At 53.9% G+C, this 24661-nt stretch carries 18 protein-coding genes and 2 pseudogenes; 16 read left to right on the forward strand and 4 right to left on the reverse strand.

Translation table 11 applies throughout. The annotated features are described in order from the left end of the window. From ACMGG3_RS03790 to ACMGG3_RS03855, 14 genes and pseudogenes are all read left to right on the forward strand, one after another. Window positions 1–579, forward strand: coding sequence for a hypothetical protein (locus tag ACMGG3_RS03790; RefSeq protein WP_414149592.1), 579 nt, complete (start codon window positions 1–3; stop codon window positions 577–579). A 136-nt stretch (window positions 580–715) separates the two neighbouring features. Next, window positions 716–1204 carry a hypothetical protein gene (locus ACMGG3_RS03795; RefSeq protein ID WP_414149593.1) on the forward strand — a complete coding sequence of 163 codons (489 nt, stop codon included), beginning with the start codon at window positions 716–718 and terminating at the stop codon, window positions 1202–1204. A 2-nt stretch (window positions 1205–1206) separates the two neighbouring features. After that, window positions 1207–1470, forward strand: coding sequence for a PAAR domain-containing protein (locus ACMGG3_RS03800; protein WP_063925123.1), 264 nt, complete (start codon window positions 1207–1209; stop codon window positions 1468–1470). Between the two features lie 2 nt (window positions 1471–1472). After that, window positions 1473–2681, forward strand: coding sequence for a hypothetical protein (locus ACMGG3_RS03805; protein WP_414149594.1), 1209 nt, complete (start codon window positions 1473–1475; stop codon window positions 2679–2681). After that, entirely contained in the window at window positions 2674–6045 is a 3372-nt protein-coding gene (locus ACMGG3_RS03810) for an ImcF-related family protein (RefSeq protein WP_414149595.1), read from the forward strand. Before ACMGG3_RS03805 ends, ACMGG3_RS03810 begins: the two co-directional genes overlap by 8 nt. Before the next feature lie 401 nt (window positions 6046–6446). Then, entirely contained in the window at window positions 6447–8054 is a 1608-nt protein-coding gene (gene tssA / locus ACMGG3_RS03815) for a type VI secretion system protein TssA (protein ID WP_414149596.1), read from the forward strand. Between the two features lie 33 nt (window positions 8055–8087). Next, complete coding sequence (gene tssF, locus ACMGG3_RS03820) at window positions 8088–9857, forward strand: type VI secretion system baseplate subunit TssF (protein ID WP_414149597.1); 1770 nt, start codon at window positions 8088–8090, stop codon at window positions 9855–9857. Further along, entirely contained in the window at window positions 9821–10903 is a 1083-nt protein-coding gene (gene tssG, locus ACMGG3_RS03825) for a type VI secretion system baseplate subunit TssG (RefSeq protein ID WP_414149598.1), read from the forward strand. The genes tssF and tssG overlap by 37 nt, the downstream gene beginning before the upstream one ends. Window positions 10904–10938: 35 nt before the next feature. Then, entirely contained in the window at window positions 10939–11463 is a 525-nt protein-coding gene (tssJ, locus tag ACMGG3_RS03830; protein ID WP_414149599.1) for a type VI secretion system lipoprotein TssJ, read from the forward strand. Window positions 11464–11467: 4 nt separating this feature from the next. Continuing rightward, a complete protein-coding gene (locus ACMGG3_RS03835; protein WP_414149600.1) occupies window positions 11468–13879 on the forward strand; it encodes a type VI secretion system Vgr family protein in 2412 nt (803 codons plus the stop codon). A gap of 11 nt (window positions 13880–13890) precedes the next feature. Further along, window positions 13891–14685: a hypothetical protein gene (locus ACMGG3_RS03840; protein ID WP_410378910.1), complete on the forward strand. Its 795-nt coding sequence runs from the start codon at window positions 13891–13893 to the stop codon at window positions 14683–14685. Window positions 14686–15389: 704 nt separating this feature from the next. Next, window positions 15390–16238: pseudogene (locus tag ACMGG3_RS03845) on the forward strand (type VI secretion system Vgr family protein); the annotation flags it as partial. 226 nt (window positions 16239–16464) lie between these two features. Further along, a pseudogene (gene tssE / locus ACMGG3_RS03850) lies at window positions 16465–16905 on the forward strand (type VI secretion system baseplate subunit TssE); the annotation flags it as partial. Between the two features lie 529 nt (window positions 16906–17434). Continuing rightward, a complete protein-coding gene (locus ACMGG3_RS03855; RefSeq protein ID WP_414149601.1) occupies window positions 17435–18826 on the forward strand; it encodes a VasL domain-containing protein in 1392 nt (463 codons plus the stop codon). Window positions 18827–19089: 263 nt separating this feature from the next. On the opposite strand, the gene ACMGG3_RS03860 is transcribed toward ACMGG3_RS03855, so the two are convergent. From ACMGG3_RS03860 to hpxO, 3 genes are read right to left on the reverse strand one after another with little or no spacing between them, the layout of a single operon-like run. Then, on the reverse strand, window positions 19090–20040 hold the full coding sequence (locus ACMGG3_RS03860) for a PDR/VanB family oxidoreductase (RefSeq protein ID WP_047955335.1): 951 nt from the start codon (window positions 20038–20040) through the stop codon (window positions 19090–19092). A gap of 12 nt (window positions 20041–20052) precedes the next feature. Then, window positions 20053–21087 (reverse strand): molybdenum cofactor-independent xanthine hydroxylase subunit HpxD, encoded by a 1035-nt coding sequence (gene hpxD, locus ACMGG3_RS03865; protein ID WP_414149602.1) that lies wholly within the window; start codon window positions 21085–21087, stop codon window positions 20053–20055. A 17-nt stretch (window positions 21088–21104) separates the two neighbouring features. Beyond that, window positions 21105–22259: an FAD-dependent urate hydroxylase HpxO gene (hpxO, locus tag ACMGG3_RS03870; protein ID WP_025204503.1), complete on the reverse strand. Its 1155-nt coding sequence runs from the start codon at window positions 22257–22259 to the stop codon at window positions 21105–21107. Window positions 22260–22501: 242 nt separating this feature from the next. Between hpxO and uraD the strand changes: the two genes are divergently transcribed. Together uraD and uraH are read left to right on the forward strand one after the other, a co-directional pair. Continuing rightward, the gene (gene uraD / locus ACMGG3_RS03875; protein ID WP_414149603.1) at window positions 22502–23002 is read left to right on the forward strand and encodes a 2-oxo-4-hydroxy-4-carboxy-5-ureidoimidazoline decarboxylase; all 501 of its coding nucleotides are present in this window, start codon (window positions 22502–22504) and stop codon (window positions 23000–23002) included. Further along, window positions 22999–23322 (forward strand): hydroxyisourate hydrolase, encoded by a 324-nt coding sequence (uraH, locus tag ACMGG3_RS03880; RefSeq protein WP_014169459.1) that lies wholly within the window; start codon window positions 22999–23001, stop codon window positions 23320–23322. Before uraD ends, uraH begins: the two co-directional genes overlap by 4 nt. Here uraH and guaD read toward each other — a convergent pair. Beyond that, on the reverse strand, window positions 23302–24621 hold the full coding sequence (guaD, locus tag ACMGG3_RS03885; RefSeq protein ID WP_176586742.1) for a guanine deaminase: 1320 nt from the start codon (window positions 24619–24621) through the stop codon (window positions 23302–23304). The genes uraH and guaD overlap by 21 nt on opposite strands. Window positions 24622–24661: the final 40 nt, after the last annotated feature.

Below are 24661 nucleotides of genomic sequence, written 5' to 3' on the forward strand. Positions count from 1 at the left end.
ATGGGATGCAATAAAAAATCAAACAAATTTTTGCTTTTTGTGTCATGTATGCTCTTGTCTTTTGGAGCATACTCACAAGACAGTTCTAATCCTCAGTTTACTGACTACCTGGTTCCCGTAAGCAACGGTCCATTTGAACAAAATATTCACTTTAATAAAGAGCAGAAAAACTACTCGCCACACTGGAAAAATGCAGCCCAAGAGCAACTAAAAAAAACTGTTAACTTTGCAGGGCACTTTAGAATCTATACAGACTTTGGAGATCATGGTAAAGAATGCCTTCGTGATAATTGGGTATGTGGCTGGGTTATTGATAAACTATCAGGGGAAGTTGTAGCAACACTACCATCAGATAATAATGGTAGTTATAATTATGCAGATATTTCTGATAATGGTACCCCTGTTGGCCTTCCATTTGAGATGGATGCTTATAAAAATAGTTCTATGATTGCAATAACCGGTCAATCTATCTCAATCAACAAGAGTGATAGTCCTGTATGCAAAACGGCCTTATTTAATTTTAATAATGGTAGATATGTGAAATTGATAGAATCATTGGAAGGGTGTAACAACCAATGAGCCTCTCATAAAGCTCCGGCATAACGAGAAAGCGACAGTAGTAAAATTCGTATACAGCATGCATCAGAGGGCGACCAGGGTTGAGTTAATAAACTCAACCCTAACTCAGTAATAAATGTTAATTTAGGCTAGTCAAATGGGCTTTAGACCAACACAATTATTGCTCTGTATTTTATTTGCATTCTTCACATTTAATAGTCTTGCTATTTCAGATGAAACACCAAGGATAAACACGTCTTCAGAAAATAATACATGTAGCATAAAAATTAATGACGAACTTGTTGATGGTTACAAGTGTGAGTTTTATCGCGCACCATCAGTATGGTCGCATTCATATTTGTACGAAGCCAGCAAACAAATAATAATATTTATTGATAGTCCAATGGGGAATGCATGCGATGGAGGCCCATTACATGTGTTTAGCAAAACGGATGATGAGAAATTCAAACATCTGAAGACAATTGACTTCTGTGGCGGGCATTACCCATCAATAACCAGTGGCCCAGAAACATTCATAATAAAAGTCCCTTCAATCTCTATTGACGGCACGGATAAAAAGATCCCAACTGAGATATGGGAATTAAATAATGATGAATTAGTTAAGAGACAAGGAAGAGGAATTTAATAATGCTCCAGATTATCCGTAAAGGCGATAAAACCACTCACGGCGGCTCGGTCCTGACCGCTTCCGATACGATGAAATTCGGTGGTATCGGTGTTGCCCGCAAAGGCGACAAAGTGTCCTGCCCGGTTCCGGGGCATGGCCCTACAACCATCGTAGAAGGAAACCCTGATTACCTTGATCATGGTATCCCGGTAGCCTTTCACGGTCACAAATGTGCCTGTGGTTGCACATTGATTAGTTCATTTGCCGCTGCCAAGGTTGCCTGATTATGCCCGTCTGGCTGGATGCCATCCCTGAACAGGCCCCTAAGGTAGCTCGCCCCGGCACTCTTCGCTGGGTACTGTTCCTGGCATTTCTCATGCTGGGGGGCATAGCACTCACGCTATGGTGCTGGACGTCAGAAAGAACAGGATTTGTCTTCTGGTTCACCGCGATGGGGCTTCCGTTTTGCACCTGGGGGCTTCTTTTCGGTTTACGCCGGTTTGCCTATAAAGCCGAACAGGTGGGAGCCGAGTCCCGTAATGTTGAGCGAGAAGCGCTTATTGACAGTGAAATTCTGCGCGGTCAGCGCTGCGGCTGGATCCTCGGTACGCACATCCAGGCTCCGGCCGGAAACAAAACCGACGATCTGCTGGAAGTAATGAAACTCGCCGCTCCCGCTATCGATTTCTCGCACCCAAGAGGATGTGACAAACCGGTCAGGTACGCGGCCTTAACAGAATATCAAACGGATTTATCGAAAGCGCTCAAAGCAGCAGTCACTAAGCTGACCACGCGTGTGGATGTAATCGTTCAGCCACTTCCACCAGAGCTGCCATGCTGGCTGATGCTGGACTGTGACCGTGACCTGTATCCCCTGGTTGAAGAGCAGCTAAAAGCCGAGCTCTTACTCAAAACAGGCAGGATATTTCGCCTGATGGCCGGAAAAGGACTGAGCGCGCTGGATGCCTGGCTGGATAAACGATGGGATACCCCGGGGATCCTGGTTGCCATCACCCTGTCTTTACCTGCATCTCCTCAGGAAGGAGACGCTGACGCTGTCTCGATGGTGGTGCTCAGCAACCGTAAAGCTCTCGCATATCCGGATGCATTACGTCTCCATCGCCCGGAAAGAGGAACTGAGGCCATGCTGACTAAAACGCTTAAACATGCATTGCTCTGGGCCAACATCGGTCCCGACCTACTCCGGGGCAGCTGGATTTCTGGTCCGGGTCTGACAGCAGGAAGCGGCTGGAATAATGCCTGCGAGGCGAGCGGTGTGGAATTTAGTCTTTCTGAAGACAACGTCAGTATCGACCCGGTGCTGGGCTACACCGGCCATGGTGCCCCATGGGTCGCCATCACGCTTGCCGATGCAGCCTTTGAACAGCGCGGAGTACAGGTTATCGCCGCACAACCCGCCGCTGACAAAGACGACATCTGGGTAGCGGTCATCACCAAAGAAGAAGTTCGCAAGGGAACGCCCAAAAATGTCTAAGGTAAAAGTAAAAACACTCATCGGCTCCGTTGTGACTGTCGCCTTTTTTCTGACGGTTATCGTGGCATTTCTCTTTTATGCCTTTCCGGAAAATGTCGCCTTGGCCACGGGGTTTGGGCCGTATGACGGGCTACGGATCCTCACGTTCAGTGCCATCCTGGTTGCCGCGATGCTTTTATTCGGCTGGCTGATTGAGAAGGCCTTCGACTTCGCAGGTAAATCGGGGCTGTATTTCCACTGGGGTCAGAAAAAGGCGCAGATGGTCGCCCCGGCAACAGGCACCATTGCGAGCGAAGATGATGAAGAAGAGCTTGTCTTCAGCGAAGACGCCGTGTCCGAACACCTGCGCTTTCGCTATGGACGCCGCTGGCAGCGTAAGGTGCGAATCCTGCTGGTGATGGGTAATCCGGACGACGTCCAGAAAGCGGCCCCAGGCCTGTCTCATGACCTCTGGCAGGAAGGCGACGGCAACGTGCTGATTTATGGCGGTGATGCGCAGTCACTCCCGGATGAGATCTTCCTTTCAAAACTGGTACGCCTGCGATCCGGGCAACCGATTGATGGCATCATTCAGGTGATGAGTACCTCAGCGCTCCCGACGGACAGCGAGCGGGATGCCTTCTTGCGTTGCCGCCAGAAAGCCGACCATCAGCTTGGCTGGCAGGCGCCTGTCTGGCTGTGGCTGACTGATAAGGCTACCGATGTTCATCAGGACGCGGAAACGACTGCGACAGGGGTCATATTCGGGCCGGAAGGCACCGTGAAAGGTGCGGGTGAAGGGTTATCTACACTGGCGCTACACCTGCAAAAAGCAGGTATGGCACAGATAATGAATAATCCGGCTGACTTTGGTCTTCTTCAGTTGTCCCTCCGACTGCGGCAGGAGCTGAAAGCCAGTCTGGCTGTTTTACTCAGCGGGCTGATGCAGGGATCTGCGGCCTGGCGTTTACGTGGTGTCATGTTCAGCCCCGAACTGGCCGTTGCCGGAACGGTACCAAATACACGCCTCGACACACCGACCTGGAAAGCCGTCATTGATGACTGTGATGCCGTCAGCGGCAGAAAGCTGGGCTTCGACTGGCTGAAGATGCTGCGGTTAATTCTCCTTTCCCTGATTGTTCTGTGGGGGGCCGGTACACTGCTGTCCCTGATCGTTAACCGTACCCAGATTTATCAGGCACAGGAAACGGCGAGTCAGGCAGCGGATACCACAAAACCCCTGGCAGAACGCCTGCACAACCAGCTCGTACTCCAGCAAGCCATTGCCCGTCTGCAACACCGTGAGGCGACCGGCGCTCCATGGTATACCCGATTTGGTCTTAATCAGGACAGCGACACGCTGGCCGCACTCTGGCCGCTGTATGCGAAAAACAACGCACAGCTGATGAGGGATGCCACCGCAGATAGTCTCAGGCAGCAGCTGAATGCTTTTGTGCAACTGCCTCCTGCCAGTGGTGCCCGAATGCAGGGTACACAGCATACCTACGACGTGCTCAAAAGTTATCTGATGCTGGCCCGTCCGGACAAAGCGGACGCAGGCTGGCTGGCAAAAAACGTGCTGAAAGTCTTACCGAAACGCCAGAATGTGCCGGATGGCACATGGCAGGACCTCGCACCGAAACTGCTAGGCTTTTATGCGCAAAACCTCTCGGCACATCCGGAATGGAAAATTAAGCCTGACGCGGAATTAATCAGCACGATCCGTCAGATCCTGCTCAAACAGATTGGCCAGCGTAACGCTGAATCCGGGTTGTACCAGGACATGCTGAAGCGCGTGGCCAGCAACTGGCCTGATTTAACGCTTGCCGATATGACAGGCGACACCGATGCCTCAACGGTATTCAGCACTGACGAAGTCGTCCCGGGAATGTTTACACGCCAGGCCTGGGAAGAGCAGGTTCAAGATGCGATTAACGAGGTCGTCAAGACACGCCGTGATGAAATTGACTGGGTACTGACGGATAAGACGCACCAGACAGGGAGCGATATCTCCCCGGAGGCGCTGAAGGCCCGCCTGACTGAACGCTATTTTACCGATTTTGGCAATGCCTGGCTGAACATGGTCAACAGCATTCAGTGGCAGGAAGCCACGTCACTTTCTGAGGCGATTGCCCAGCTCAACCTGATCGGCGATGTCCGTCAGTCGCCGCTGGTGGCACTGATGAACACGCTGGCCTGGCAGGGCAAAACAGGGCAAAAGGGCGAGGCACTGGCCGATTCGATTGTCGATTCGGCGAAAAAGCTGATCGGTCAGAAAAAAAATGCCAGACAGTTTATTGAACAGGCACAGGGCCCAAAAGGGCCGCTCGATGAGGTGTTTGGACCGCTGATGGGGCTGATGGAAGGTAAAGAGGGCACCGGTGCCAACGGTAACCTCAGTTTCCAGTCCTGGCTTGCCCGCGTCACGCAGGTACGCCTGAAACTCCAGCAGGTTACCAGCGCCCCGGATCCGCAGGCCATGTCGCAGATGCTGGCCCAGACAGTATTCCAGGGCAAAGCCATCGATCTGACCGATACCCGCGACTATGGCAGTCTGGTTGCGGCGAGTCTGGGGCAGGAGTGGAATGGATTTGGCCAGTCGTTATTTGTGCAACCGCTTGATCTGGCCTGGCGGCAGGTACTTGCCCCGGCTGCGGGAAGCCTCAATGCTCGCTGGCAGTCGACCATTGTCGAACAGTGGAATAAGGCCTTTGCGGGACGCTATCCGTTTAAAGCCACCGGCAGCGATGCCTCGTTGCCGTTGCTGGCTCAGTTCCTGCGTAGCGACTCAGGTCGAATCACGACCTTCCTGAAAACGAATCTTGGCGGGATCCTCCACCAGGAGGGAAATCGCTGGGTCGTTGACCTTTCCGCAAGTCAGGGGATGGTTGTCAGCCCGGATTTCCTCCGGGCGATTAATCAGCTGGCGGAACTGTCAGATATCGTGTTTTCGCAGGGCGATGCGGGTGTTCACTTCGAACTGATGACGCGTCCTTCACGGGATGTTGCCAGAGTGCAGTTTACCCTCGATGAGCAGAACCTGGATTACTTCAATCAGATGGAAAGCTGGCAAAGCTTCACCTGGCCTGGAAACACTTACTATCCTGGCGTGTCGCTCAGCTGGCGTAGTGTGAACAGCGGCATGCAGCTGTATGCCAGTAACCAGGGCAACTGGGGTTTCATTCGCCTACTGGACAAGGCTCTCATCACTCCGCTTGACGCCAGCCGTACACAACTGGTGTGGATCACCGCCGATGGCAACCCTCTGAAGTTTGTGATGCGTAGCGAGCTCGGTACAGGTCCCCTGGCATTGCTGAAACTTCAGGGATTCACGCTGCCCGACACTATCTTTAGCGTCGCAGCTGGCGGAGAAGAGCGCCAGTAATGATGGGCGGGAAAATTTACCCGGCACTGGCTTTCGCAAAAACAGGTTGAAGGCTGGTCTCAGGGTATTTGCAGCAAAGTGAACCGATGGCACGAAACTGAATCCTCATCCCCATGCCAGTTTATGACCTTTCGGCAGTGTCGCGCATGGCTCAGCGACTGGCTGAAGCATAATCCAGCGCCAGGTACACCAGGGGACAGCGCCTCCGCGCCCCATCGGCGCCTTCGTCCCCATGTCAGAAAAGCCCACTGGTAAAGCTACTGGAAGGCCAAACCCACTCAGGGGGAGGAGAAAAGTATGCTGCTGAAATGGAAGCTACCGCAAATCGTCAATGGTAAGGACGATGATTCTCTGGAAGCGGTCGTGAGGTTTATGAAAGAGACAAACAAACGGGAAAAAGAATGAGCTCACCGGAAGAACTGTTAACCGCCTGCGCCACCAGGCAGGAAGAAAGGCAGCGCCTCATCTCGCGGGCAAATGATGCCCTGTCGCTCTGGGATAACTGGCTGCACCCGTTCACCTCCGGGGCAGAAACCGGGGACGATCCCGCATATGATGATAATTTTCAGCTGATGCGTGAGGAGATCAACAAGCTTTCAGGTACCGATTCAGCGTTATTGTGTGAGCTGGCCCAGAAGTGTCTTTGCGAATGCGCCAAAGACATTCGTGTCGTGACCTGGTACGTGCAGGCCCGACTCAGCCGCGACGGTGAAAAAGGGTTATCCGAAGGCTTACTGCTGCTTGTCGCGATGCTGACCCGCTACGGGCAGGCATGCCATCCCCGGCGTCCCGTAGCCCGTAAAGCTGCGCTGGAGTGGCTGAACAGTGCAAAAGTGATTGATGCACTGCTGTTATGGCCCGAGGTGGACAGCAATGATGCCGGTCTGACGGCTGGCGTTATCAGCCTGCTTGAATCCACAGTGGCTGACTGGCCGGAAGCCGAGAAACCGTCTTTTGCAGGCCTTTGTACCGCTCTTGAAAACCGTCTGGCACGTTCGGGTGGCATGGAAGCGCTGGTCCCCCAGAACAGCAGTGCCCAGGAACACGGGCGTGAACCTGCCCATTCTGATTCACCGCAGCTGTCAGCCGTGAAATCTGGCCGCGATTTACTCGACCAGGCAAAGTTACTTTCCCGCTGGCTAAGCGAGCAGCCGCAGGGCTGGCAGGCTTCTCATCGACTGATAAAGACCGTGCGGTGGGATACGGTCGATCAGATCCCTCCGCTGGACAGTAGCGGGCGCACCCGCCTGGTACCGCCTAAACCCGAGTATCGAGCTCAGTTGAAGCGCCTTTACCTTCAGAAAAACTGGGGCGAGCTGGTTGAGCAGGCCAGCCAGATGTATTGCGAAGGCGTGAATCATTTCTGGCTCGATCTCCAGTGGTATCTCTGGCAGGGGCTCAGCCATGCGGGTCAGCCCTGGGATACCTGGTCAGACTCCGTCCTGTTCGATCTGCGGTTGCTGCTTAAACGCCTCCCGGGCCTTGAAGGGCTGGCATGGAATGACGGCACTCCCTTTGCCGACGAAGTCACTACTGCCTGGATTGCTGAAAAAGTGAATGAAGAGGGCCTGATATACGGCGATGAATCCGCTACCGTCGTTAATGGTCAGGCGGACGATGTGCTGCTTCTTGAGTCCGAAGCCATGGAAAAGGGAGACACCGAAGGGCCTGAAGCAGCGCTTGCCTGGCTCCAGTCCCGACCGGGGATGGATACCCCGCGCCATCGCTGGCTGATACGCCTGCTCATGGCCCGGGTGGCAGAGCAGTATGGCCGAAACGATATGGCGCTTCATCTGCTTGGTGAACTCACTACCCGTGCGCCACTGCTGACGCTGGAAGACTGGGAGCCCGCTCTGTTATTTGAAGTCCAGGCTCGACGCCTGAAGCTGCTACGCATGAAAGCCGGTCGCAGCGAATCTGATAAAGCCCGTCTGATGCCTGAGATGGATACGCTATTGGCAGGTCTGATCGCCATTGACCCGGCCCGTGCCATGGTGCTCTGTGGCTAATGTTCTCTTTAATAATTTTCAGGAATGCCGTGCATGGATGATTTAACCCTGCGCTATTACGAAGCAGAGATGCGCTACCTGCGAGAAGCCGGTAAAGAGTTTGCCCGGGCTCATCCGGATCGTGCTGCGATGCTTAATCTGGATAAACCCGGCGCCCGCGATCCTTATGTGGAACGCCTGTTCGAAGGCTTTGCTTTCCTGATGGGCCGTCTGCGTGAAAAGCTTGATGACGACCTGCCAGAGCTGACCGAAGGTCTGGTGAGCCTGCTGTGGCCACACTATATGCGGACCATCCCGTCGCTGGCCATCGTCGAGTTCTCGCCTGACTGGCGTAGTCTGCGTCAGGCCGAAATGCTGGCTGAAGGCTTCTCCGTTCTGTCTCGTCCTGTCGGGCCGCACAAAACCGCCTGTCAGTACCGGACGACCCGCGATGTTCCCCTGCAACCACTGCATCTTGCGGACGCCCGCCTGCATACGGAAACCGATGGCCGCTCTGCTATCCGTCTGCGCTTCGAATGCCCAGAAAAAGTGGACTGGAGTCAAGCCGGGATCGACAAGGTCGCCATCTTCCTCAATGCAGAAAGTCCAGTTAGCTATGCGCTGCATCTGGCAATGACCCGTCGTGTTCACGCCATGTATGCCCGTCACGCCGGGACCTACATCGAACGCCATCAGTTCGATGGCTGGTGCAAACCCATGGGCTTTGATGACAATGATGGACTGTGGAAGAAAGCCGATACCGCCTTTAGCGGTTACCAGCTGCTGCTGGAGTATTTCAGCTTCCGTCCGAAGTTTATGTTTGTTGAGTTACGTGGACTCGACAGCATTGGGCTTTCTGCCACAAGCACCTGGTTTGAAATCGACATTGTGCTCAGTGAAGCCTGGTCATCCGATCTGCCTTTTGAGACAGAAAACTTCCGTCTGCACTGTGCACCGGTCATTAATCTCTTCACTCTGGAAGCCGACCCGCTGACCCTGGATCCGCTGGATAATGAATATCTGCTCAGGCCGCTGCGCCTTCAGGATGGCCACACCGAGATTTACAGCGTCGATAACATCCACGGTGCGGTGAAAAATGGCAAACACCCCTATGTACCGTTCACCAGCTTCCGGCATCGGGGCGGTATGATGCGCCACGATGCCCCTGAGCGTTACTTCCATACCCGCGTGAAACGCGGCCCCTCTGGTCTGTATGATACCTGGTTAATTCTCGGGGGCCGCTCGTTTGAGCTGGAGCAGCTGTCCGATAAACCAGAATCCCTTTCGATGCGAATAACCGGTACCAACGGGCAGCTTCCGCGTAAGGCACTGGAAAGCACACTACTGGACAGGGCCGTGAAAGCAGGCAAAGTGCCCGTCAGGGTGCTGAACCTCTCGGCCCCCACCATGCCACTGTATCCCCCGGCAAACGACCGTTTCCACTGGCGGGTGATGAGTCACCTCGGATCAAACTTCCTCAGTATGATGGATAACCCTGAAGTCCTGCGGGGGACGCTGGCGCTCTATGACTGGACCGACGATGAAATGAACCGCCGTCGGCTTGAAGCAATCGTCTCCGTGAAGCACACCCTGATCCGCCGTTTTGAGAAGGGCTTTATGCTCCGGGGCGTGGACATTGAGGTCACGCTGAATATGGATAATTTTGCAGGCGAGGGTGATGTGAATCTCTTCGGGGAGATGCTGCACCGGTTCTTCGCGCTCTATGCCGATATTCACCTCTTTAATCAGCTCACGCTGGTGCTGCAACCGACAGGGAAACGACTGAGATGGCGCGAGAATCACAGCCAGCACGTACCGGGCTGACGCTGGCCCTTAACAAAGATATCTGGCGGGCCAATTTCTATCGTTTCTGCCAACTGCTGGAGCAGGAAAATCCGGACGCCCCGAAACTGGGTACCACCAGCCATCCGGGCGACGATCCGGTGCGTTTCAGGCCCTGGCCTGGTATGGGTTTTCCGGTCAGTACCCTGAAAGCGGTGGAGAACGACGAAGACCAACCGACATTGCCACCGACCGTCCGCACCACATTCCTCGGCATGTATGGCGTGGATTCGCCTCTGCCGACGACCTACCTGGACGACATTGCGCAGCGCCGTGAAGGACACGAGGCGATCACCTCATTTCTGGATATTTTCAGTCACCGGATCACCACACAATATTACCGGATCTGGCGAAAATATGCCTATCCGGCGACCTTCGAGGCAGGTGGCCGCGATGCCATATCACAGTGTCTGCTGGGGCTGGTCGGCCTTGGTATACCGGGCACGGCTGAGCAGGTGGCAACGCCGGTTTCACGCTTCCTGGCCCTGTTGGGCACCATGCGATTACCCACCCGCAATGCTGAAGGCATCCGGGCCCTGGTGAGCCTGCTGGCACCGAATACCCGGACAATTATCACCGAACCCGATCCGGTTAAGGTGCATATCGATAACCGTAGCGGGCTGGATATCGGGAGCCAGATCCGTCTTTCGCAGCGAGCCACGCTGGGTAAAACCGCAAAAGAAGCATGCAGCCGGGTCCTGGTGTCACTGGAGACAGCGGATCCTGACGAGGCGGAAGGCTGGTTACCCGGTGGTGTCCTTCATACCGATTTGATGGTCCTGCTGCGTGTCTACCTCGGCTACCGCAGTGACGCCCGAGTGCGCCTCACCGTGCCTGTGCGATTGCTCCCTGAGCCTCGTCTGGGCAAGGGCAGGCGTATACAGCTGGGCAGAACCGGTTTACTGGGTCTGAAGGAAGGCAAACTCAATACGCCACGGGAAAGTCTGACCGTCAATCTGGGTTGCTATGAAGGGCTTCACTATTCGGTACTGCAACCTGCAGAAGACGGACATTACCGCTTCGACTAATCACGTATTCCCTCTCTCAATAAAGGAACTTTTGAATGGCAACAGTAACCCGCTGGTGGGCGCTGACGCTTATTGCCTGTGGTCTTCTCGCAGGCTGCGGTCTGACGCAGACCGTCACGGACGGTACGGTCAGCATCACGAAATCCATCTTCTATAAGAAAATTAAAACGCTGCATCTGGATTTTACCCCACGCACGGCCATTAACGCCGATGCCGCACAGACGCCGCTGGCAACAATGGTGCGGGTTTATCTCCTCAAGGATCGGAAAGCGGTTGATGCCGCCGATTACCAGACGCTGCTTCGCAATGCCGATACGGTACTTAAGGACGATGTACTGGCATCAAAAGAGCTGCTGGTGATGCCCAACGGCAGCGTTTCTCTGAATATGCCCATGGATGAAGAAGCACAGTTCGTGGCGGTGGTGGGATTGTTCAATCGTCCCGATCAGAAAAACAACCGCTGGCGTCTGGTACTGACCCGTGACGACCTCGATCCGGACAAACCCCGGACCATCGAGTTGGGTGACGGCTGGCTCAGCCTCGTGCCGGTAAAGGAGTGACATAATGGATAACTGGCTGGCGCTTTTTGACGGGCAGACTCGCTATTTTCTGGATATCAACAACAGCCAGGTAAAACCGGATGTTCTGCGATTTCGGGGCAGGGAAGCACTGAGCGAACCGTTCAAATGGGATATTGAGTTCACGACCCAACAGGCGAATATCCCCCCTGAACAGGTCCTGATGAAATATGCCTCTTTCCGGATGCGGAGCGGTAAAAATGTCCACGGTATTATTACCCGCCTGGAATGGCTGTCCACATCAAAAGAGCAGTCCCACTACCGTCTTACGCTCAGTTCCCGCCTGTCGCTCCTGGGATACACCCGACAGTGCGCGTTATATCAGAACCAGTCCGTTCCTGAGGTGGTTGAGCAGGTGCTGCGTAAACACGGGCTGGAGGGACCTGATTTTGAGTTCAGACTGGAGCGCACGTACCCGCCGCGTGAAATTATCACCCAGTGGCGGGAAACGGACCTTGAGTTTATCCGGCGCATTCTGTCTGAAGTGGGGATTTACTGGCGTACGGTGATGGACGACGTGCGCGGTCTGGATACGTACATACTGGCCGACAGCCAGCTCAACTACCAGTTTGATGTGCGCCTGCCCTACAGCGAGCCGTCGGGTCTGTTTGACGGTGCGGAAGAGTCGGTCTGGGATGTACGAACCTGGCACACCCTTGCCACCGGCACGGTCGCCACGCGGGATTATAACTACCGGACAGCCTCCACACCGATGGATGCGACGGTCAGCGCGCGTAACGACGCGGTCACCACCGGAGAGCATTACCGCTACGCAGCGCCTTATCGTGACGCAGGTGATGACACCAGCCCGGAGCCGGAGACCGAATCCGGCGCATTCTGGGCCCGGCTCCATCATGAGCGGGAGCTGAACAGAACGACCCGCATTCACCTGTTCAGCAACGCTGCCCACCTTGCGCCGGGACAGGTGCTTGAGCCGCAGGGCGATGTCATAACTGCCCTGAAAGAGGGCGTTATCCTCACCCTGGTGACCTACCGGGGGGCCCGTGATTCCCGTCTGCATGTGTCGGTCTGGGGGATGCCTTATACCGAACGCTACTGTTTCCGCCCAACTGAAATCCCGCGCCCTGAAATCCACGGCACACTTCCGGCCCGCGTCGAGAGCCGGGAGAAAAATGATATCTACGCGCACCTGGATGAGCAGGGTCGCTACCGGGTAAAGCCGGACTTCGACCTCGAAGGAACAGAGCAGGGCTTTGGGTATCTGTGGCTGCGTATGGCGAAGCCGACTGTCGGTGACACGCTGGGCTGGCATACGCCGCTCATTGACGGCACTGAAGTGGCCATTGCGTATAGCAATGGCGATATTGACCTGCCGTACATCGCGTACGCACTGCACGACTCCGAACATCCGGACCTCGTGAACCGGGATAATCACACCCGAAATATCCTCAGAACACCCGCTAACTCAAAATTGCGGATGGAGGACAAACGTGGCGAGGAGCATATCAAGCTCGCCACGGAATACGGCAGGACGCAGCTCAACAGCGGGCACCTGGTGGACAATCAGGGCAAATCCCGCGGCACCGGTAGCGAACTGCGCACTGATGAACACGGGGTTATCCGCGCCGGAAAGGGGCTGTTCATCAGTGCAGATGCACAGGCGAAAGCGCAGGGCGAAGCCCTGGACATGGATGCCGCGCTGAAGGAAATAGACAGGCTTAATCAGCAACTGCAACAGCTGGAAATGGCCGCCGAAAAAGCGCAGGCCCTGAAAGCGGACGTCGACAGCCAGGTACAAATGTTTGAGCAGCGGCTGAAACCGCTTAACGAGGCGTTGCAGTTCTCAGCCCCGGAAGGCATGGCCCTGACCAGTGGTGAAGATATGCAGCTGACCGCTGGCCAAAACCTGGTGGTTAACACCGGGGGTGATATCAGCGTCGGAACTATGGGCAATCTAACCACGCTGGCCGGAGAAAAACTGGGGCTCTTTGCCCGGACCGGACAACTGAGCGTCAAATCCGGAGAAGGGCCAATAGATATCCAGGCGCAAAACGCCAGCCTGCGGTTGTTTGCTGAGAAGAAGCTGACGCTGAGCTCGGCGAGTGACATTTCATTCGCTGGGAAAAAAAGTATCACGCTGATCGGCGGCGGAAGCTATCTGCGACTCGAGGCCGGGAAGGTCGAGTATGGTACGACGGCGTCTTATTTGCGGAAGGTGAAGCGGACGATGTTTGCTGGTGCAACCAATCTACCAATTGAGTCATTGAAGCAGATGGTAATGATCACTCAGTATTACGACAGAAAGTTAAATTTCTCTTCAAATGTCAATTATCGTGTTGAAACAATGGAGGGAGAGGAAATACTTTCAGGCTCTGGCGCAGATGGATATATCGACAAGAAAGACAGTGAGTCTGAGTATTGGGTATTTTTAAGCTGAGTAATGATTCAATGAAAAAAATAAATATTGAAGTCGATGGCACCCCCTATTTTATCGTTACAAAAAATGAAAAAACGGAATTAGGAATAAAAGGTAATACCACGCCTGAAAAAGATGAAGAAGCCCATAAAATTGAAGTGCCAAACATTTTGATAATCACAAGAAAAAACGCTGATGTTTTGTTCGTTTTGAGAGGGGGTGAAAAGGATTCTTTTAAAATCATGACAGCTCAAGAGTTGTATGATAAATTCCAGTATCAATGGTTTGAACCATTGGCAGATAACTATCGGAAATTGTTGTATGTTAACGAAGCTGATTACGCAAAAGAAGCTTACAAAATATTCACTTGGGATGATATTGCAGAATTTTCAGTTATCGATAGAACGCCTTTGGCTTTTCGTCCAAAAGGTGAGGGCGACTGGAAAAATAATAGTGGGGGTGGTGCCAGCTATCTCCTCGTGATGATAAATAAAATTCCATACTGGACTGATGCCGTTGGGCAAATACCTTTCGCCATAGACACATATAGAATGGAAAAAAATATACCATCAACAGTTGAAACCGGTATGATATGGGGAACTGGTAAACGTACTGATGTTGCCGATAGAACTAATACGTATGATAATTTCTTTGTGCTCCGAGGGGCGTTATATGCAAGCCAAAGATTTACATATAGCATTAAATCTGGTGGTAGCACTTACCCTGCTGTGAATGTTGTCGAGCAAGATAATGGAGCGTCAACTGATGCATTAGGTAACTCTATAACCTCAGAAGAGTATGATAACTATGCGGCATGGAATAAATAAAAACATTAATTCATTTAATAGTAAACTACTGATCGGCTTGTTAGCATGTATGTTCTATAGAATCATCACCATTTCGATTTCTTTACTTTACGCCCAGTTTTTTATTCCACATAAAATCCACATATCAACAAACCTATATGGTTTTTATGTATATTTAATTCTTGTGTTTTGCATATTTATATCAGCATTTGTTCCCAAGCAAGCAATAGGTATCATCGTAGCAATAAGTTCAACTCTGCTATTGGGGATTGAAATCTTTGAAGCTGATTTTCCATATAGGGCCTTATTGTTTATTCTCTCTTCTTCTTTGTCTTATCTATTTGTTTTCTCATTAAATGGTCAATTGAGAAAAGTACCTTCTGAGTCGCACACATCCAAAACAGCAAGGCGACTTAAATATATTCTGTTAATTGTTTATCCAGCATACCTCTTCTTTGAAGTGGAAATGTTCAGGAATGTTTCATTATTCATTGCCTGCGTTATATTTCTGGCCTTTTCTATATCTTGGTTGAATAGAAATTTATAATAAAGGCATAAGCAATATATAAATTCTCACCGGCAATTTTACAGGTAATCTTCTTCTTGAGCTTACAAATGAGGAAGATCCCAGAGTACAGTTAACATTTATGAGTGTCTCAATATATGGGGAATGGCTCCAACGCTTTTCCAAATAGTCGATATCTGCAAGGCAAGAAGTCAACAAAATGTTAGCGCTTTTTGACGGACAGACCCGTTACTTTCTGGATATCAACGACAGTCTGGTAAAACCGGATGTTCTGCGATTTCGGGGCAGGGAAGTACAGAGCGAACCGTTCAAATGGGATATTGAGTTCACGACCCAACAGGCGAATATCCCCCCTGAACAGGTCCTGATGAAATATGCCTCTTTCCGGATGCGGAGCGGTAAAAATGTCCACGGCATTATTACCCGCCTGGGATGGCTTTCCACCTCAAAGGATCAGTCCCACTACCGTCTTACGCTCAGTTCCCGCCTGGCGCTCCTGGGATACACCCGGCAGTGTGCGGTATATCAGAACCAGTCCGTTCCTGAGGTGGTGGAGCAGGTGCTGCGCAAACACGGGCTGGAGGGACCTGATTTTGAGTTCAGACTGGAGCGCACGTACCCGCCGCGTGAAATTATCACCCAGTGGCGTGAAACGGACCTTGAGTTTATCCGGCGCATTCTGTCTGAAGTGGGGATTTACTGGCGTACGGTGATGGACGACGTGCGCGGTCTGGATACGTACATACTGGCCGACAGCCAGCTTAACTACCAGTTTGATGTGCGCCTGCCCTACAGCGAGCCGTCGGGTCTGTTTGACGGTGCGGCAGAGTCGGTCTGGGATGTACGAACCTGGCACACCCTTGCCACCGGCACGGTCGCCACGCGGGATTACAACTACCGGACAGCCTTCACGCCGATGGATGCGACGGTCAGTGTGCGTAACGATGCGGTCACCACCGGAAAGCATTACCGCTACGCAGCGCCTTATCGTGAAGCAGGTGATGACACCAGCGCGGAGCCGGAGACCGAATCCATTACATTTCTAGCAACATCTATAAAACCAAAGCACTCTTCAGTAATCTTTGACCTGGTTATTATCTTTATGCTTTATTCTTGGTATGGAACAAATCCACTTCGAGTAATGTTGATGTTTTGTTCCTCATTATCCGCTTGTTCAATAATTATTTTTGCAAAAAAAATCCTTAAAAGAAACATAAGGTAATTCACATCCCTTAGAACCTAAACCTCTATCATTTAAAATAATTTGCTATATTATGAATCAAAAAACGCCCTCTTTATATGAAATTCTTACCGGCAACTTTACAGGGGATCTTCCCCTTGAAGTTGTAAACGAAGAAGACCAGGTCATTTTATCTGTACTGGATAACATCCAGCGTATTTTGAACGCCCGAGCCGGGACCATATCCCATTTACCAGATTATGGTTTGCCGGACATGACCAAAATTCTGCAAGGCATGCCGGGTACAGCCCACGAGCTGATCGATACGCTGGCCGGTGTCCTGCTCAAGTATGAACCCCGTTTGCAGTCCCTCAATGTAACTTTACTCGAACAGCACGTGCCAGGAGAGTTGCGTTATGCCATTGATGCTGAGCTTAAGGGCATTGGCCTCGTACGTTACGGCACCGAGTTTATGCCCGGAGGACGCGTGATGCTGAGGCACCTGAAGCAACAGCAGTATCTCGATACGCAATCCGTATGTAAGGCCAGACAGCCTTCACCAGTTCCAACACCCAGTAAGAGTCAGGCCGATATTGCAGAGTTTGCCGGCGAATGCGCAGCTTCAGGAGCAAATGGACGCGTGGCTGGAAGGTACCGGATTGAACGAGGAGACGCTGACTACATCCGTTACGGATCTGCTGGTGGAGCACGGGGCTCTTGAGATTACCGATATCTTTCTGTGTGTAGATGACCAGTCTGTGAAATTGACACCAGTATTTTTGTACGGCCAGGGCGTGACCGGATGCGTGGAAGTGACCCTTCATGCAGAAGGTTGCGTGATCTCTTTGGGGCGCCTGTTCATAAGGGCAGGTCATTTCAGTGACTGGACCTTTAATCCCCCGGGGATGTTGTTGCGCACAGTACAACCTTTTGATCAAAGTACTTCTTTTTGTCTGATTTTAGCGCTTCTTCCATAGCTGTTAACCTGGCAGTACCAGCAGACTTGTGGTGAAGCTGCATAAAGAGGAAGTACAGCACCGCAACCTTCATTTGGATATTCAGCCATGAATGACATCAATCCACGAAAAATCAAAACCGGTGGCGATCCGCGCACGCTAGCGGATTATGCCACCCTGCGTGATGAACTGAGTAAGCTGACACATCCGGCCCGTCCGGATGTGAACTGGCATTATGTCGAAAAACTCTGCCTTTCACTGTTTGAGCAAAACGGTGTGGAGTTACAGACGGCGGCCTGGTACACGCTGGCACGGACGCAACTGGCCGGCTTATTCGGCCTCAATGAAGGCCTGGCGATACTGGATGCGCTGATAAGCCATCAGTGGGGCACACTGTGGCCGCAGCCGGTACATGCCCGCATGGAAATCCTCAGCAGGCTGAACCAGCGTCTTCAGCAACGGATGCGCTCGCTCCCGCTCAATTACAGCGACCTCAGACAACTGTATCGGGCTGAGCAACTGCTTGGCAGTCTGGGGGAGGTGCTTCAACGTCTGGAGCTTAAGCATCTGAGCCAGCTCGATACGTTGCGTTCCCTGATGCACAACAGCGCTGTCCGGCTGGAAAACAGCAACGATACAACCAGTACCGGGTCGAATATTCAGTCTGGTATTGTCCTGCCTGCCACCGTAAAGAATGGTGCAGTAATATCAACAGGCTCTCATACCGGTAGTCTCTCTGAAGAGACCCCTGCGCCAGACAGCCCAGTGAAGTGGGTATTCGTTGCACAGCCAGAACACCACGCAAATGTGGAAGTACTGACGGCAATGCCCACTCAGGTAAAAAAGTGGAAATCCTTCGCTGCCGGAATGTGTACCATGCTGATAATAAGTACGGGCGCAGTGTGGAGCTGGCAATTTCTTCACCGGCCAGACCCGCTACAGACTCAGCTTGCTGCCTCACTGGCTCCGTTACCTGCACCTCTCGCGCCTGAAAAACTGGATATGTTGCGTCAGCAATCTCCGTCATCACAAACAATGATAGAACAAACACAGCAGCAGCTTGCCCGACTGGATAAATTGCCTCCTGACTGGAGTATTACTTACAGCCGAAAACTTACAGAACAGGCTCAGGTGCTGTGGCCGGAGCAAGCAAAACCCCTGACACAACAGTGGCAGCAACACCTTAATGCTGCCGCATTACCGGTAGAACAGCTCAATGGCTGGTATAAGGGGATGTCAACGCTACAAAAATTGAGTGACCGGCTGAACGGGCTTGATGAGCAGAAAGGCAAATACATGACGGTCAGTGAACTGAAGTCCGTTGTATTTTCCGTCCGGCAGTCTTTTAACCAGTCCATACCGGCTGAAGAGCAACTGCGTATCTTGTCAGAAAATCCTCCTGGTGTACCTTTACCTGCAGCTGCGCGGTCTCAGCTGGAGATGCATCTGAAACAACTGGCAGCCCGATATGCTGAAATAAAACGGAATGCATCAGAGTAAATCCATCGTTAAGATACTTTAAAACTCGTCATTATGACGGGAAGCTTCACGGATATTTCCCCGTTTTAAGATGATGAAGCATCAGGCCAGTTATGCTGACATGAGGGATCGTTTTATCGTCCGTTCCGCTGTTTTTGAGGTGATATCGGTGATTATGGACATGCTTTTTTCTCCGAAGCCCGGTATGCCGTTTGTTTTGACTATCCGTGGATCCTGCCAAATCTGAAAACCCTGCGATAGCAATATCGCAGGGTTTTTTCGTTCTACAACCCAATCACCAGTTCCCCTGAATGGCTTCGCGAGCAGCACAGCGCCACCTGCTGGTCTGCCGCGCTTTTCTCTGACTCCGACTGCACGCTATCCCGGTGATCCACTACGCCATCGATAACCGGCGTCAGGCAGGCGCCGCAAATCCCCATTTCACAGGAGAGGGGTACCGCCACGCCGTTTTCCAGCAGCACCTGCGCGATAGTTTTGTCCGCCGGCACTGGCCAGCGCTCGCCGGTTGATGCCAGCTTGACTGTAAAAATCTCGCCCGTTTCATTACAGTCGGCGGGCATAACGGGCTGGAATGCTTCGCTGTGAAGATTGCTCTCAGCCCAGCCTCTCGTGAGGGCGACCTGATACACTTTCTCCATAAAGCCTGCCGGCCCGCAGACCCAGGCGTGGAAACCGGGCGCTGGCGTGGGCATGTGCTCAGCCAGCGCAGTGCGCGGGCTGATGGTATGGATGACACACTCGCCGTGTTTAAATTGCATGAGTTCACGTGCAAACGCCGCGTTGCCATGCTCTTTAACGTAATAGTGCAGCGTAAACGGGGTGCCGGAAGCCTCCAGCTGCCGGGCCATCGCATACAAGGGCGTTATGCCTATCCCTGCCGCCAGCAGCAAGAAGCGTTCAGCCTCGTGCAGCGCAAACAGATTGCGCGGTGAGGAGATAAACAGTTTCTGCCCCGGACGTAGCGTCTCGTGAACATAGCGTGACCCGCCGCGCGAGGCGGTTTCACGTCCTACGCAAATAAGATAGCTCTCGCTGTCGCTTGCCCCGGTCAGCGAATACTGGCGAACCAGCCCGCAGGGCAGATGCACGTCAATGTGCGCCCCGGGCTGCCAGCCCGGCAGGGCTTCACCGCATTCTGACACCAGCCTGACGGCGAGACTCTTATCCCCCTCACGCCAGAGACCGTCGACAATAACGCTCAACATTTCGCTCATCACGTTCCTCCGTCACACCAGGAAAAACTCGCCGAAGCCCATCTTTTTCAGCCCCCGGCGGTAGGCAATCGAGCTTTTATCCGCAGGGATATGGGCTTCCAGAGTCAGATCCAGCGGCAGGCTTTCCGGGCGCTGCGTCTCAACCATCAGGCGGTCTTCTTCAAAAATACGCAAATTGAAGGCGTGCACTTCCTCTACCGGAATATGCAGGTCAAAGTTGCGCGCGATAGGGGCGAACATGCGGGTTACCCGTGAAGAGACGGGCGAGGCGGCGTTCATGATCACCAGCCTGGCTTCCCCCGGAAAATGGATCGTCAGCGTGGCGGTAAACGGCAGATGCATTTCAAAATGACGCAGCCACTGGAAGCCTTCCGGGGCCTGGACATCGGAGCTGGCGGGGTAGTTGCTCACCGAGCTCCAGTAATCGGCAACAAAGCCAAACGGCGTCTCCTGGGGCTGATAATGGGGAACAAGCGGATTATTGGGGTCAGCAAAGGTGTCAGTGTGGATCCAGGCAAAATGCGCCACGTCCAGAAAGCCTTCCACCTGACGGCCGGCGAAGCCATTCACTTCAAACGCCGGGCAGTTGATCTGCTGAAATCCGTCGTTATCCCAGTGCGGCATGGTGGGCAGCGGCATTGGGTTATCGGGATCAAACGCCAGGCAGGTCCAGATCAACCCAAAGCGCTCCTCCACGGCATAGTTAATCAGGTTAAGCTTCGCGGGAACCGGCTGGTCAGGGCTGGACGGAATGCGGTTGCAGCGTCCATCTTCACCAAAGCGTAAGCCATGATAAGGGCAGATAATCCCGTGTTCATCGTGAAAGCCCAGCGTCAGCGGTACGCCGCGGTGCGGGCAAACGTCCCGGGCGACCACAACCTGGTCTTTGACGCGGTAGATAACCAGTTGTTCGTCGAGCAGGGTGGCTTTGACCGGTGCCGCGCCGATGTCGCAGGCGCGAGCAACCGGGTGCCAGCATTTTGCCAGACGCAGCCAGTCCTCTGGCTCAAACGTACAATGGGGGGGTGGAGTCGGTTGTATTTTCATGGTTGTCCCTCTCGCGTTCAGCCTAAAGGCCCGGCCTGAATGGTGTCGCACAGACCGTTAATGATGCGCTCTCCGGTCTCTTCTTTGAGCTCCTGGTACCAGGCCCGGGTCAATGCCATGTCTTTACCATGCGTGATATCACAGCGTTTACGGGCCTTAAGCACCAGGTCGCGGACCCGGTCACAGCGCAGCGCTTCGTACTGCCGCAACGCCAGTGCGATGTTGTGGTTCTCGCGCAGGCAGTCACCCAGCACCACGGCGTCCTCCATCGCCGCGCATCCGCCCTGGCCGATATCCGGCGTGGTGCTGTGCGCGGCATCGCCAAGAAGCGCCACGTTGCCGCGCACCAGGGTGTCGAACGGTTCAATGTCGTGGATTTCGATACGGTTTGTGGTCTCGGGATCCAGCACGGCGATGAGCTTCTGCACCGGTGGCGCCCAGCCGCGGAAGTAGCCCGTGAGATCGGCGCGAAGGGTAGTGCGATCTTCCGCCAGCCCGAGGGGGAGCGGAACATCAAAAAAGAAATAGAAACGTCCGCCGGCGACGGGCATCAGCGAAACGCGCTTGCCCTCGCCGACGAAGGTGGTCCACTGGTGCGCAGGGGCAATCTCTTCATCAATCTTCACCAGCCCGTTCCAGTTGACGTAACCGGCGTAGCGGCGCTCGGGCGTATAGCCCAGCACGTACGGGCGAACCGCGGAGTGACTGCCATCGGCGGCAATCAGGAAATCCCCCGTCGCGGTAGTACCGTCGGTAAAGGTGACGGTGACGCCAGCTGCGTCCTCACGGACGCTTTCAACGCGTTTGCCGAACTGAACGTTCTCGCGCCCCCAGAAGTTCAGCATTTCGCGCTGCAGTTCCGTACGCGACACGGGGCAGGGGCGACCGCCCGTGCGCTCGACCAGCGGGGCAAGGCTAAAGCGGGTGAGGGTATCGCCGCGCCGGTGATCCTTATAGGCCATAAAGCGCATAGGGCCGCCGTAGGTCTCGATGATGTCGCCCATTCCGAGGTGCTGCATGCATTTCACCCCATTGGGCCAGATGGAGATGGCCGCACCGACGGGCTTCATCTCTTTCACGGCCTCAAACACGGTACAGTCGATTCCCGCCTTCTTCAGCGCTACAGCGGCGCTCAGGCCGCCAATGCCCGCGCCAATAACGATTGCTCTCATGCTTCTCTCCTTTTGCAGGGTGTAAAAAGAGAAGAGCAATTTGCGTACCAGGCTGCAGAGTGGCGAAAAGCGCGTTGTATGGGGTGGTTTTGCACTGCTAAGGTGCGCAAACGCGGTGAGAATGCCTTTTTATGAATCAATAATTTCCTGTTGTGCGATCCGGAATCGACTGTTTCATGGGGGATGGCAAGAGTGGCGTAGTTTGTGCAAAGCGAGAAAACGACGATATGACGGGAGTGAGTATGATTGCACTGCAAACTTTTAATCAACTGAGCCACGAAGAGGCGCTCGCGCGGTTGCAGCCCTGCGTGGCGTTGCCCGACTGGGCCGATGCGCTGGTGCAGGGGCGGCCCTATTTACACCGCAAAGCACTGTTCGACGCCGCCCGGGTGCTGGCCCAAACCTGGGATGAAACGGCGCTTACGCAGGCTCTGAATGCGCACCCGCGAATTGGTGAGAAACCGACAGGAGCCCGGGCGGAGGCGGTGCTTTCGCGCCAGGAGCAGGGCGCCGTCGACAACCGCGACAGGCAGCTGGCACAGGCACTGCGGGAAGGGAACGCTCGCTACGAGGCCCGTTTTGGACGCGTGTTTTTGATCCGCGCGAAAGGCCGTAGCGGTGAGGAGATTTTACGCGCCCTCAACGCCCGGCTGGAAAACAGCGATGCGCAGGAGGTACAGGCCGCACTGGAACAGCTGCGGGAAATTACGCTGCTTCGGCTGGAAGGAGTCATTGACGAATGAGTACGTTAAGCACGCATATTCTTGATATTTCGACGGGAAAACCGGCGCAGGGCGTAAGGGTTTATCTTGAGCAGGACGGCGTCGTATTGGCCACTGCTTTCACTAACGCCCAGGGGCGCATCACCGCGTTTATCCCTTTCCTGCCTGCAGGACGTTACCGGCTGGTGGCCGAGATTGGGGCTTGGTTCACCGAAACCGGCCGCGACACGCTTTACCCCTGCGCACAGATCGATTTTGTGACGGGAGAAACGGCAGACGAGCACTTCCACCTGCCGTTTGTGATTGCGCCGGGCGGGTGGTCAACCTACCGCGGCAGTTGACCACACCTGCACACCGTTGACCCAGGTCTCGCTAATATTGCGCTCGTCGCCCAGGGTCATCAGCACAAACAGCTGCTCATAAATGTCCTGACAGCGCCGGTTACGCAGGCGCTGTAGCGGCGTAACGGCCGGGTCGATGACGATAAAATCGGCCTCTTTGCCGGGGGCGAAATTGCCAATCTTATCGTCCAGCCTCAGGGCGTGAGCGCCGCCCAGCGTGGCGTGATAAAACGCTTCGCTGGCGCGCAGGCGGTAGCTCTGCAGCTGACCCACCTTGTACGCCTCCCCGAGGGTGCGCAGCATGCTGAAGGTGGTTCCGGCACCCACATCGGTGCCAATGCCCATACGCACCTGGTGTTGCCAGCAGGCGGGTAAGCGGAACAGTCCGCTGCCAAGAAACAGGTTCGAGGTGGGGCAAAACGCCACCGCCGAGCCGGTATCGTGCAGACAGCGCCACTCGCTCTCATGGAGGTGGATCCCATGGGCAAACACGCTGCGTTCGCCGGTCAGCCCGTAATGATGATACACATCCAGATAACGTTCATGTTCCGGCCACAGATCGCTTACCCAGGCCACTTCATTTGGGTTTTCGCTCAGATGGGTCTGCATCCAGGTGTCGGGAAACTCCTCTCTGAGCAGGCTGACCGCGGCCAGCAGTTCCGGTGAGGAGGTCGGGGCAAAGCGTGGCGTAATGGCATAGCCCAACCGTCCACGGTGGTGCCAGCGCTGGATCAACTCGCGCGTCTGCCGGTAGCTCTCTTTCGCGGTTTCACTCAGGTAGTCAGGCGTGTGGCGGTCCATCATCACCTTCCCGGCGATAAGGCGCATGTTAAGGCGCAGGGCCTCGGTGAACAGCGCCTCGACCGATTCAGGATGTAACGTACAAAACACCAGTGCGGTGGTGGTGCCGTGGCTGACCAGTTGGTTGATGAAAAACGCCGCGATCTCTTTCGCATAGGCCTCATCGGCAAACTGGCTTTCTACCGGGAACGTGTATGTGGTCAGCCACTCCAGCAGCTGCTCACCAAAAGCGCCAATCATCTCCGTCTGCGGGTAATGAACGTGGGTATCGACAAAACCCGGGAGCAGCAGTTTGCCGCGCAGGTCGGTGTACCCTTTGTAGGGATCAAGATACTGCTCGCCCTCCTGCCAGGCCATCTGCGCCAGAATTTTGCCGTTATGGATGAACAACAGCCCGTCTTCAAGGTAGCGCGCCTGTTGGGCGATAACGTCTGCACTGTTGCAGACCTGGGCAATATCAAAAAATGCACCGCGGATCGCAGTCTGGTAGTCCATCATGATTCCTGCCTTAGTGTTTGCGTAGCGGGGTGATGAGACT

This window comes from Enterobacter sp. BNK-18 (assembly GCF_047456135.1).
Classification (GTDB): domain Bacteria; phylum Pseudomonadota; class Gammaproteobacteria; order Enterobacterales; family Enterobacteriaceae; genus Enterobacter; species Enterobacter ludwigii.

What these genes read in the sequence shown, in the direction of transcription:
- ACMGG3_RS03790 (WP_414149592.1), top strand. Translation starts at nt 1, where the DNA reads ATGGGATGCAATAAAAAATCAAACAAATTTTTGCTTTTTGTGTCATGT.
- ACMGG3_RS03795 (WP_414149593.1), top strand. Translation starts at nt 716, where the DNA reads ATGGGCTTTAGACCAACACAATTATTGCTCTGTATTTTATTTGCATTC.
- ACMGG3_RS03800 (WP_063925123.1), top strand. Translation starts at nt 1,207, where the DNA reads ATGCTCCAGATTATCCGTAAAGGCGATAAAACCACTCACGGCGGCTCG.
- ACMGG3_RS03805 (WP_414149594.1), top strand. Translation starts at nt 1,473, where the DNA reads ATGCCCGTCTGGCTGGATGCCATCCCTGAACAGGCCCCTAAGGTAGCT.
- ACMGG3_RS03810 (WP_414149595.1), top strand. Translation starts at nt 2,674, where the DNA reads ATGTCTAAGGTAAAAGTAAAAACACTCATCGGCTCCGTTGTGACTGTC.
- tssA (WP_414149596.1), top strand. Translation starts at nt 6,447, where the DNA reads ATGAGCTCACCGGAAGAACTGTTAACCGCCTGCGCCACCAGGCAGGAA.
- tssF (WP_414149597.1), top strand. Translation starts at nt 8,088, where the DNA reads ATGGATGATTTAACCCTGCGCTATTACGAAGCAGAGATGCGCTACCTG.
- tssG (WP_414149598.1), top strand. Translation starts at nt 9,821, where the DNA reads ATGGCGCGAGAATCACAGCCAGCACGTACCGGGCTGACGCTGGCCCTT.
- tssJ (WP_414149599.1), top strand. Translation starts at nt 10,939, where the DNA reads ATGGCAACAGTAACCCGCTGGTGGGCGCTGACGCTTATTGCCTGTGGT.
- ACMGG3_RS03835 (WP_414149600.1), top strand. Translation starts at nt 11,468, where the DNA reads ATGGATAACTGGCTGGCGCTTTTTGACGGGCAGACTCGCTATTTTCTG.
- ACMGG3_RS03840 (WP_410378910.1), top strand. Translation starts at nt 13,891, where the DNA reads ATGAAAAAAATAAATATTGAAGTCGATGGCACCCCCTATTTTATCGTT.
- ACMGG3_RS03855 (WP_414149601.1), top strand. Translation starts at nt 17,435, where the DNA reads ATGAATGACATCAATCCACGAAAAATCAAAACCGGTGGCGATCCGCGC.
- ACMGG3_RS03860 (WP_047955335.1), bottom strand. Translation starts at nt 20,040, where the DNA reads ATGAGCGAAATGTTGAGCGTTATTGTCGACGGTCTCTGGCGTGAGGGG.
- hpxD (WP_414149602.1), bottom strand. Translation starts at nt 21,087, where the DNA reads ATGAAAATACAACCGACTCCACCCCCCCATTGTACGTTTGAGCCAGAG.
- hpxO (WP_025204503.1), bottom strand. Translation starts at nt 22,259, where the DNA reads ATGAGAGCAATCGTTATTGGCGCGGGCATTGGCGGCCTGAGCGCCGCT.
- uraD (WP_414149603.1), top strand. Translation starts at nt 22,502, where the DNA reads ATGATTGCACTGCAAACTTTTAATCAACTGAGCCACGAAGAGGCGCTC.
- uraH (WP_014169459.1), top strand. Translation starts at nt 22,999, where the DNA reads ATGAGTACGTTAAGCACGCATATTCTTGATATTTCGACGGGAAAACCG.
- guaD (WP_176586742.1), bottom strand. Translation starts at nt 24,621, where the DNA reads ATGATGGACTACCAGACTGCGATCCGCGGTGCATTTTTTGATATTGCC.